Annotated in this window: 7 protein-coding genes and 2 tRNA genes; 5 read left to right on the top strand and 4 right to left on the bottom strand. The window is 67.3% G+C overall.

Annotated elements, in window-relative coordinates; all coding sequences use genetic code 11:
- Positions 1–177 precede the first annotated feature (177 nt).
- From RWO33_RS09420 to RWO33_RS09405, 4 genes are all read right to left on the bottom strand, one after another.
- A tRNA-Glu gene (locus RWO33_RS09420) sits at positions 178–253 on the bottom strand.
- Between the two features lie 53 nt (positions 254–306).
- Positions 307–382: transfer RNA gene (locus tag RWO33_RS09415), tRNA-Ala, on the bottom strand.
- Positions 383–438: 56 nt separating this feature from the next.
- Positions 439–2,529: a copper-translocating P-type ATPase gene (locus RWO33_RS09410; protein WP_343229908.1), complete on the bottom strand. Its 2,091-nt coding sequence runs from the start codon at positions 2,527–2,529 to the stop codon at positions 439–441.
- 104 nt (positions 2,530–2,633) lie between these two features.
- Positions 2,634–3,032 (bottom strand): heavy metal-responsive transcriptional regulator, encoded by a 399-nt coding sequence (locus RWO33_RS09405; RefSeq protein ID WP_145477404.1) that lies wholly within the window; start codon positions 3,030–3,032, stop codon positions 2,634–2,636.
- Between the two features lie 217 nt (positions 3,033–3,249).
- On the opposite strand from RWO33_RS09405, the gene RWO33_RS09400 reads away from it, so the two are divergent.
- The 5 genes from RWO33_RS09400 (at position 3,250) to RWO33_RS09380 (ending at position 10,710) form a co-directional block, all read left to right on the top strand.
- Positions 3,250–4,320 (top strand): helix-turn-helix domain-containing protein, encoded by a 1,071-nt coding sequence (locus RWO33_RS09400; protein ID WP_314104589.1) that lies wholly within the window; start codon positions 3,250–3,252, stop codon positions 4,318–4,320.
- 96 nt (positions 4,321–4,416) lie between these two features.
- Positions 4,417–5,250 (top strand): thiol:disulfide interchange protein DsbG, encoded by an 834-nt coding sequence (gene dsbG / locus RWO33_RS09395; protein WP_314104588.1) that lies wholly within the window; start codon positions 4,417–4,419, stop codon positions 5,248–5,250.
- A 343-nt stretch (positions 5,251–5,593) separates the two neighbouring features.
- Positions 5,594–7,036, top strand: coding sequence for a DcaP family trimeric outer membrane transporter (locus RWO33_RS09390; RefSeq protein WP_314104586.1), 1,443 nt, complete (start codon positions 5,594–5,596; stop codon positions 7,034–7,036).
- Positions 7,037–7,049: 13 nt separating this feature from the next.
- The gene (gene adiC / locus RWO33_RS09385) at positions 7,050–8,399 is read left to right on the top strand and encodes an arginine/agmatine antiporter (RefSeq protein ID WP_314104584.1); all 1,350 of its coding nucleotides are present in this window, start codon (positions 7,050–7,052) and stop codon (positions 8,397–8,399) included.
- Positions 8,400–8,421: 22 nt separating this feature from the next.
- The gene (locus RWO33_RS09380; RefSeq protein ID WP_314104582.1) at positions 8,422–10,710 is read left to right on the top strand and encodes an Orn/Lys/Arg decarboxylase N-terminal domain-containing protein; all 2,289 of its coding nucleotides are present in this window, start codon (positions 8,422–8,424) and stop codon (positions 10,708–10,710) included.

Here is a 10,710-nt window from a genome sequence, read left to right as displayed (position 1 = left end):
CGCCGACCTCCTGCATGCCATGCAGGCGCTCTCCCAGCTGAGCTATGGCCCCACGATGCTGGAGCGCGAATTCTACGCGTGTGAAGAGCATTCGCCAAGGGGTTGCGAGCGATTTCTGCGACGCCATGCGGACAAACAAAAAGCCCCGACCGGAGTCGGGGCTTTCTGTTTTGTAACTGGCGTCCCCACGGGGATTCGAACCCCGGTCGCCACCGTGAAAGGGTGATGTCCTAGGCCTCTAGACGATGGGGACGCACGAAAAACTGAATTGTATTCACTACCTTCCAATCGGCCTAAGGATTGGAGTGGTGGAGCCAGGCGGGATCGAACCGCCGACCTCCTGCATGCCATGCAGGCGCTCTCCCAGCTGAGCTATGGCCCCACGTCGTGAGGAGCGGAATCATAGCGACGCTTTTTTCGATTGGCAAGAAAAAAGTGTCATGCATTCGACACACGATGATGACGAAGGCGCAGTGCATTGCTGATCACCGATACCGAACTCAGGCTCATCGCTACCGCCGCCAGCATCGGCGACATCGTGATGCCAAACGGATACAGCACGCCGGCGGCGACCGGAATGCCCAACGCGTTGTAGAGGAACGCAAACCCCAGGTTCTGGCGCATGTTGCGCACGCTGGCCGCGGAGAGCTGGCGTGCACGCAGGATGCCGCGCAGATCGCCCTTGACCAGCGTGACCTGCGCGCTGGACATGGCCACATCGGTGCCGTTCCCCATCGCGATGCCAACGTTGGCACTGGCCAGTGCCGGTGCATCGTTGATGCCGTCGCCGGCCATCGCCACGACGCGTCCCTGTGCCTGCAGGCGACGGATCAGGTCGGCCTTGTCGGCAGGGCGCATCTCGCCATGGACCTCGTCCAGGCCGAGCTCGCGCGCCACTGCCTTCGCCGTTGCGGTGCCATCACCGCTGGCCATCACGATGCGGACGCCGTCGGCATGCAGCTGTGCGATCGCTTCGCGGGTCGACTCCTTGATCGGATCGGCGACCGCGATGAGGCCGGCGAGGGCACCGTCCACTGCCAGGAACATCACGCTGGCGGCCTGCTGGCGCAGGCGCTCGGCATCGTGCTGCAGCGCCTCCAGTGCGATGCCATGCCCGGCCATCAACGTGGTGTTGCCCAGCAGCAGCGCCTTGCCCGCCAGGCTGCCGCGCACGCCCAGGCCGGTGATGGAGTCGAAGTCCTGCACGCTGGCCAGGGCCTGGCCGCGTTCGCGTGCCTGCGCGACGATGGCCGCCGCCAGCGGATGCTCGCTGCCCTGGTCCAGGCTGGCGGCCCACTGCAGCACCTGGTCGGGATCGAATCCGGGTGCGGCCAGTACCTCACGGAAGGCCGGGCGACCCTCGGTGAGGGTGCCGGTTTTGTCCACCACCAGGGTGTCGACCGTGCGCAGCGCTTCGATGGCTTCGGCATCGCGGAACAGCACGCCGTGCTGCGCTGCGCGGCCGGTGGCGACCATGATCGTCATCGGGGTGGCCAGGCCCAGTGCACACGGGCAGGCGATGATCAGCACCGCGACCGCGCTGAGCACGGCATGCGTCCACGACGGTGACGGTCCGAACAGGCCCCAGCCAAGGAAGGTGAGCACGGCCACGCCCAGCACCGCCAGTACGAAGCCGTAGGCGACCTTGTCGGCGAGGCGCTGCATCGGTGCGCGCGAGCGCTGCGCCTGCGCCACCAGCTGCACGATCTGCGCCAGCATGCTGTCCGCGCCCAGGCGTTCGGCGCGGATCAGCAGGCTGCCGGTGCCGTTGAGGGTGGCACCGATGACCACATCGCCCACGCCCTTGACGACCGGAACCGGCTCACCGGTGAGCATGGATTCGTCCACGCTGGAACGGCCTTCCAGCACGCTGCCATCCACCGGCACCTTTTCGCCGGGCCGCACGCGCACGCGGTCGCCCGGTTGCAGCGCGCCGATGTCCACGTCTTCCTCGTGTCCATCCGCGCGGAGCAGACGCGCGGTTTTCGGCGCAAGGCCGAGCAGCGACTTGATGGCCGCCGAGGTCTGCGCACGCGCGCGCAGTTCCATCAGCTGGCCGAGGAGGGTGAGCGAAATGATCACCGCGGCCGCTTCGAAGTACACCCCAACATGGCCGTGCTGCTGGAAGGAGGGCGGGAACAGGCCGGGCGCCACCGTCGCCACCACGCTGTAGCCGTAGGCGGCCAGCACGCCGGTGCCGATCAGGGTCCACATGTTGGGGCTGCGGTTGCGGATCGACTGCGCCCAGCGCTGCAGGAACGGCCAGCCCGCCCACAGCACCACCGGCGTGGCCAGGCCCAGCTCTATCCAGACCCGCACGTTGGCCGGCAGTGCGTGCAGCAGCGGGGTCATCGCCAGCATCGCCAGCGCCATCGTGGCGATGCTCAGCGGCAGGCTCCACCAGAAGCGCCGACGGAAATCGGTGAGCTCGGGATGCTCGCCCTCGTCCAGGCTGGGCATCATCGGCTCCAGCGCCATCCCGCAGATCGGGCAGGTGCCGGGGCCGTCCTGCACGATCTGCGGATCCATCGGGCAGGTGTAGCGGGTGCCGGCCGGCACCGGGCCGGTGGCGCGCGCGGCGTGGGTGGCCGCGCCGTGGGCGGAGCAGCAGCTGGTGTGGGGGTGCGGTGCGGTCATGCGCGTGGCTCCGCCAGCGCGCCAAGGATCGGGCACTGCTCCAGGTCGCCGTGGCCGGGGCACGCGTGCACCAGCTGTTCGAGTGCGGTGTGCATGCGCTGCAGTTCGGCGATGCGCTGTTCGATGTCCTGCAGGCGGTGTACGGCGGTATCGCGGACCTGCGCCATGTCCTGGCCGCGATGGTCGCTCAGCCGGAGCAGCTCGCCGATTTCGTCCAGGGTAAAGCCCAGCGCCTTGGCGCGGCGGATGAAGCGCAGCCGGGTCAGGTCGGTGTCGGAAAACACACGGTAGCCGCCGGCACTGCGCTGGGCGGTGGCGAGCAGGTGCTGGCGCTCGTAGTAGCGCACGGTGTCGATGGGCACGCCGGCCTGGCGTGCGAGTTGTCCAATGTTCACGGCGACCTCGCAGGAGAGCAGGGGGCCAGTGTGAACCCTGGAGTCTGGTCAAGAGTCAAGGGTTTTCCCGACGTGGCGCGGATGTCGTTACCGAGCCGATTTACAACTAGTTTCATAGCTGCATGTGAAGCCGCTCCGTACGCTCCTCTGGAATCGCCGGGAAGCCTTGATCCAGCAGGGTTTCACCCGTTTCAGCAGCCGTTCCAGGAGCGCCGTCATGGATGCATCTTTTCCCCCTTCTTCGTCGATGACGAAGCCGAGCTCGCCGACCCTCATGGAAGTCGCCGTGCTCGAATACCCCGGCAGCCTGCGCGCTGCCGCACCCGTGCTGTCCGAACTGGCGCAGCGCTGCAACCGCACGGCGGCGGCGGGCAAACGCACCGGCGCGCGGATGCTGGTGACCCGCTGGACCCTGTCCACGCGCGGGCACGGCATGCAGCGCGTGGCCGGTGCCGAGCTGTTCGGCGACGCACCGCCGGCGGTGATCGTGGTGCCCGGCAACGAGCCGAGCTGGCCGCTGATGCAGGCCGACGAGCGCACGCTGACCTGGCTGCGCGACTGCCATGACGCAGGCAGCCTGCTGGCCGGTTGCGAGGAAGGCGGGTTGCTGCTGGCGTCGGCCGGCGTGCTCACCGGTCGCTCGGTGAGCCTGCCCGACCTGTCGCGCTGCCCGTCGCTGGCGGCGGTGGTCCCGAGCTGGCAGCCGAGCGAGCGCGCGCTCGTGGACGACGGCGACCTGCTGACCGCGTCCGGGCCGGAAGCCTGGAAGTACCTCAGCCTGCGCCTGCTGGCCCGCATCTACGGGCAGAGCGTGATGAGCGCGGCCATCCAGCAGCTGCAGCTGGTCATCCCGCGCGGCGTGCAGGAAGACCTGGAACGCTTCAGCCCGAATTTCGCGCATGGCGACCGCGGCATCCTCAAGGCGCAGCGCTGGCTGCACAGCATCGCCGCGCGCGGGGTGACCCTGCAGGACATCTGCGACGCCGCCGGTCTGGAGCCGCGCACCCTGCAGCGGCGTTTCCTCAAGGCCACCGGGCTGCGCCCGATCGCATACTGCCAGCGCCTGCGCATCGCCAAGGCACAGCTGCTGCTTCAGGCCGGCGGCGCGGTCGATGAAGTCTCGTGGGCGGTGGGGTATTCGGACCAGAGCGCGTTCCGTCGCCTGTTCCTGCGCATCGTCGGGGTCACCCCGGCCCGTTACCGTCGCCAGATCTTCGCCCAGCGCCGTGAGCGCACGCGCGGTGCACTGCCGCACCTGCAGGGCGAACCGCTGCGCCCGGCCGCCTGAGCGGCGACAGTGCGTTGCCCGCATCCGGCTGCAGCGGCGGTCGGATGCGACTACCCTGTGGGTCGTTCGTCACTTTTGCGCTCCCCAGGAGTTTCCATGTTGTTGAAATCTTCGCCCGTGCTGGGCTCCCTGCTCGCGATGTCCCTGCTGTTCGGCGTGGCCGGCTGCAGCCAGGCCCAGCAACCCTCCAAGCCTACGGCGCCTGCGGCAGGCGGTGCGGCCAAGGCCTCGGCAAACCGTCCGGCGGTGCTGCAGGGCATCGAGAAGCACGGATTTGAAGTGATGGGCGAGTTCGATGCGCCGGGTGGCTTGCGCGGCTTCGCTGGCCTGGTGGGTGGGCAGCAGCCGGCCGCGGCGTATGTCACTGCCGACGGCAAGGCCGTTATGGTCGGCACGTTGTTCAATGAGAAGGGCGAGGATGTCGGCGCCGGTCCTATTGACCGTCTCGTGGCCAAGCCGATGTCCGACCGGATCTGGAACAAGCTCGATGCCAGCGCCTGGGTTCGCGACGGCCGCGCCGATGCACCGCGCGTGGTGTACACCTTCAGCGACGCCAACTGCCCGTACTGCCACCGGTTCTGGGAAGCGGCGCGTCCGTGGGTGGACAGCGGCAAGGTGCAACTGCGCCATGTGATGGTCGGCGTCATTCGCGAGGACAGCCCGGCCAAGGCCGCTGCCATTCTCGGCGCACCCAATCCCAGCGCGGTGTTCCTGCAGAACGAACACGATTTCAGCAAGGGCGGCATCAAGCCGGCGGCGAGCATCACCCCGGCGCTGGCTAACAAACTCGACGCCAACCAGGTGTTGATGGTCGAGCTGGGCTTCCAGGGCACGCCGGGCATCCTGTTCCGTGACGCCGAAGGCGTGGTGCAGCGCGTGTCCGGCATGCCGCAGGGCGAGGACATGGACAAGGTGATGGGCGCACGCTGATCGCGGCGTGAGATGAATGCGGCGCGACGGACGCGCCGCATTGATCTGCATCAACGCAGGCGCCACCGTGCGCCGTCATGCTGCGACGCATGAGGTTCTGTTGCATCCCGACGCAGTCACCCGCCACGTGGCGCTCCGGCAGGGGCGCGCGTCATCGGCGTGACACGTTGACTTCACGATCCGGTCACCGCGCGATTGGTACTCAAGGCGCAGGCACGCGCAGCGACTGCGCGAAACCCGGGATCAGGAGGGAGTCCCGCATTACCGGGTTGTCTGCCAGGGGGCGCACGCGCTGCGATGCGTTCCCGGCGGGCAGTGTTGTCTGCGGTCCAGGGAGGACGTGATGCGTTGCTCTGTGCTGGTGCTCTGTATTGCCGCGCTGTGCGCGGCCCCCGTTCATGCGCAGGATTCTGCCGAGGCGTTGCGCCAGGACATCCGCGCCGTGCGCCAGACCCTGCAGGCGATGGAACAGCGCCTGGACGCGCTGGAGCGTGCCGAAGGCCGTCCGTCCACGTCGCCGCCCGAGGTGGTCGCGGTCGCGCCGACTGCGATCGCGCCGACTGCGATCGCGCCGGCTGCCACGCTCAGCCAGGCCGCCAGCGCCAGCGTGCCCGGTACCGGTCAGGCGATCCTGCCGCCGCGCGATTCGGTCGCCGACCCTTCTTCGGCCGCGTCGCGACCCGACAGCGCGGCGGGGCCGACCGACCCGGAGCTCAAGGGCTTCTTCGCCATCCCCAACACCGACACGCTGATCCGCATCGGCGGCTACGCCAAGCTCGATGCCATCGCCGATGCGCGCGCGGCGGGCGACGAGGACCAGTTCGTCACCTCGTCGATTCCGGTGGGCAGCGCCCACCGCGACGCCTCCAACTTCAACCTGCACGCCAAGCAGACCCGCTTCAGTTTCGAGGCGCGGCGGCCAACCTCGCGCGGCAACCTGCGTTTCTATCTGGAAAACGACTTCTTCGGCAGCAGTGATGGGTACCAGTTCCGCCTGCGCCACGCCTATGGCCAGCTGGGCAATACCTACGCCGGTTACGGCTACTCCAGTTTCATGGATGCCGACAGCCTGCCCGACACGCTGGACTTCGCCGGTCCAGGCGGGGCGGGCTACCTGCTGGTGGCGGGCATCCACCACAGTTTCGGCCTGGGCAAAGGCAACACCCTGACCGTGGCCGCCGAGGATCCGGACAGCCAGCTTGCCGGGACCACCGACGACGCCATCGCCGTGAACCGGCTGCCCGACGTGACCCTCACTGCACGCATGGAGCGCGACTGGGGCCACCTGCAGCTCGGCGCGGTGGCGCGCAGCCTGGGCTACGACGGCGACCAGCGCGATGACCGTCGCTTCGGCGGCGGCGCACAGCTCAGCGGTTCGGCCTCGGTGGGCGAGCGCGACCTGCTGCTGTTCGGGCTGCTGGGTGGCAAGGGCCTGGGCCGCTATACCGCTGACCTGACCGGCTCCGGACTGGACGCGGTGATCGGCATGGACGGTCGCCTGCATGCGCTGTCGCTGCAGGGCGGATTCGTCGGCTACACGCATTACTGGTCGCCAATGTGGCGCTCCAACCTGATCTACGGCCAGCTCACGATGGCGCGCAACGCCGCACTCGCCGCCGACGCCTTCCGTCAAAGCCGATACGGCGTATTCAACCTGATCTGGAGTCCGGCGCCGTCCTGGACGATGGGCATGGAGCTGCTGTACGGACAGCTCGAGCAACAGGATGGGCAGCGCGGCGACACGATGCGGCTGCAGGGCAGCCTGCAATACAACTTCATCAAGTAGCGGAGAGACCGTCATGGCGCAAGCGAAGAAAATCGGGGTGGTCGGTGCCACGTTCCTGGTGGCCGGCAACATGATGGGCTCGGGGGTGTTCCTGCTGCCTTCGAGCCTGGCCAAGATCGGCACGGCGTCGATATGGGGCTGGCTGGTCACCACCGCCGGCGCGCTGCTGCTGGCGTTCGTGTTCGCCAAGCTGGGCAAGCTCGCGCCTCGGGCGGGCGGCCCATATGCCTATGCTCGCGACTGGTTTGGACCGTACATGGGCTTCCAGACCAACACCGTGTACTGGTTCGCCAACTGGATCGGCAACGTGGCCATCCCGATTGCGGCGGTGGGCTACTTCAGTTACTTCTTCCCGATCCTGTCGCAGCCAATCCCGCGCTGCGTCGCCGTGCTGGCACTGGTGTGGGCGCTGAGTTTCGCCAACGTGATCGGCCCGGCGTTCGTCAGCAAGGTGCAGACGGTGACCACCAGCTTCGCGCTGGTGCCGATCCTGGGCATCGCGATCTTCGGCTGGTTCTTCTTCGACCCGGCAATCTTCAAGGGCGCCTACAACGTGTCCGGCGAGTCCAACTTCGGCGCGATCTCCAGTGCGGCCGCGCTCACGCTGTGGGCGTTCATCGGCGTGGAATCGGCTTCGGTGACCGCCGGTGTCGTGGAGAACCCGGAAAAGAACGTCGCGCGCGCGACGCTGGCCGGGGTGTTCCTGGCCGCGGTGGCATACATCGCCAGCTCGTCGGTGATCATGGGCATGGTCCCCAATGGCGAGCTGCAGGTCTCCGATGCGCCGTTCGCGCTGGCAGCGGCCAATGCAGTGGGCGGGTGGGGCGGGGCGGCGGTGAGCCTGTGCGCCTTCATCGGCGCCGCCGGGTCGCTCGGCGGCTGGATCCTGTTGACCGCGCAGAGCGCCAAGGCGGCGTCCGACGATGGGCTGTTCCCCAGCATCTTCAGCAAGACCAACAAGGACGATGTGCCGGTCAAGGGCGTGCTGATCGTGGCGGTGCTGATGACGGTGGCGGTGCTGGTCACTTCCACCTCGGAGACCGCCTCGGCGCAGTTCGACGTGATCACCTCGGCGGCGGTGGTGCTCACCCTGCTGCCCTACATCTACTCGTGCGTGGCCTGCTATTTCGTGGTGGAGCGCTCGCACACTCTGGCCCACGTCGGCGCGTTCTGGTTCCTGACCAGCATCACCGTGGTGTACTGCCTGTGGGCGATCTTCGGCTCCGCCGGCAGCATCGTGCAGTACGCCTTCCTGTTCGTCCTGTTCATCACCGTGTTCTACCCGTTCTTCAGCGAGGAGCGCCGCCGCCAGCGTGGCCAGCTGCCGCCGCTGGACACCACGGGCAGCCGCACGGTTCCGTGACCTTCCACCCAGGAGAAATGCTGTGTACTTCAAGTCACTGGATTACCCGATCATCGTCATCGACGCCGACTACGAGTCCCCGCGCATCGGTGGCATCCTGATCCGTGCGCTGGTCGAGGAACTGCGCGGAAACGACCAGCGCGTGCTGTGCGGGCTCACCCTGGCCGACGCGCAGGCCGGGGCGCGCACCTATGTGGCCGCCTCGGCGGTGCTGATCTCCATCGATGGCACCGAAGACGAGCCGACCGAGTTCCAGCGCCTGCTCGGCTTCCTCCGCGAGCAGAGCGCCCGCCGCGGCAGCCTGCCGGTGTTCCTGTACGGCGAGCGGCGCACCATCGAGAAGGTGCCCAGCAAGCTGCTCAAGTACGTGCACGGCTACATCTTCCTGTTCGAGGACACCAAGAACTTCATCGCGCGGCAGGTGATGCGCGCGGCCGAAGATTACATGCAGAACCTGCTGCCGCCGTTCTTCAAGGCGCTGATCCACCATTCCGCCGAATCCAACTATTCCTGGCACACGCCGGGTCACGCCGGCGGCGTGGCGTTCACCAAGTCGCCGGTGGGACGCGCGTTCCACCAGTTCTATGGCGAAAACACGCTGCGCAGCGACCTGTCCATTTCAGTGCCCGAGCTGGGCTCTCTGCTGGACCACAGCGGCCCGATCAAGGCCGCCGAGAATGAAGCAGCGGCCAACTTCGGCGCCGACCATACCTTCTTCGTCACCAACGGCACCTCCACCGCGAACAAGATCGTCTGGCACGGCACGGTGGGGCGCGGCGATGTGGTGTTCGTCGACCGCAACTGCCACAAGTCGCTGCTGCACGCGCTGATCATGACCGGCGGCGTGCCGGTGTACTTCACGCCCAGCCGCAACGCGCACGGCATCATCGGGCCGATCAGCCTGGACCAGTTCACGCCAGAATCCCTGCAGCAGGCCATCGCCGCCAACCCGCTGGCCAGCAGGGCGTACAAGGCCGGCTCCAAGCCACGCATCGCGGTGGTGACCAATTCCACCTACGACGGCCTGTGCTACAACGCCGAGAAGATCGCCGAAGAGATCGGCAGCGCGGTGGACTTCCTGCATTTCGACGAGGCTTGGTACGCCTACGCCGCGTTCCATCCGTTCTACGAGAACCATTACGGCATGGCCAAGGGCAAGCCGCGCGGGCAGGATGCGATCATCTTCACCACCCATTCCACCCACAAGCTGCTGGCCGCCTTCTCGCAGGCCTCGATGATCCACGTGCGCAATGCCGCGACCCGTGAGCTGGACGCCGAGCGCTTCAACGAAGCTTTCATGATGCACACCTCCACCAGCCCGCATTACGGGGTGATTGCCGCCTGCGATGTGGCCTCGAAGATGATGGAGGGGGCGGCCGGTGAATCGCTGGTGCAGGAGATGCACGATGAGGCGATCGCGTTCCGTCGCGCCATGCTGCACGTACGCGAGGACCTGGGCCGGGACGACTGGTGGTTCAGCGTGTGGCAGCCGGACAAGCTGGAGCGTGCGCTCGGCAAGGGCGACGCGCCGGCGCCGATGGTGGCCAAACGTGCCGAGTGGTACCTGCAGCCGGACGCGCACTGGCACGGCTTCGATGGGCTGGTGGAGGACTACGTGCTGATCGACCCGATCAAGGTCACCCTGTTGACCCCGGGGTTGTCGATCAATGGCGAGATGGGCCAGCTCGGAATACCGGCGGCAGTGCTGAGCAAGTTCCTGTGGACACGCGGGATCACGGTGGAGAAGACCAACCTGTACTCGGTTCTGTTCCTGTTCTCGATGGGCATCACCAAGGGCAAGTGGAGCACGCTGGTGACCGAGTTGATGGCCTTCAAGGAGCTGTACGACAGCAATGCGCCACTGACCCGTGCGTTGCCCGAGCTGGCCGCGGACTACCCGGTTGCGTATGCCGGCTGGGGCCTGCGCGATCTGTGCGATGCCCTGCATGCGTTCAACCGCGACTTCGGGGTGGCGCAGGTGATGCGTGCTATGTACGTGGACTTGCCCGAGCCGGTAATGACCCCGGCCGAGGCCTACGACCACCTGGTGCGCGGGCAGATCGAGCGGGTCGACATCGAGGCGATCAGCGGACGCATCGCCGGCACCATGCTGGTGCCGTACCCGCCGGGCATTCCCACCATCATGCCCGGCGAGCGGTTCGGTGCCGCCGACGAGCCGATCATCCAGTCGCTGCGCATCGCCCGCGAGCAGAACGCACGCTTCCCGGGCTTCGAGTCGGACGTGCACGGGCTTATCATCGACCTTGACGGCGATGTGCCGAGCTACAAGGTGGAGGTGCTGAAGCCCTGA

The sequence above is a fragment of the uncultured Stenotrophomonas sp. genome, assembly GCF_963519925.1.
GTDB classification, from domain to species: Bacteria; Pseudomonadota; Gammaproteobacteria; order Xanthomonadales; family Xanthomonadaceae; genus Stenotrophomonas; species Stenotrophomonas maltophilia_AE.
This window is presented reverse-complemented; position numbering and strand designations above follow the sequence as displayed.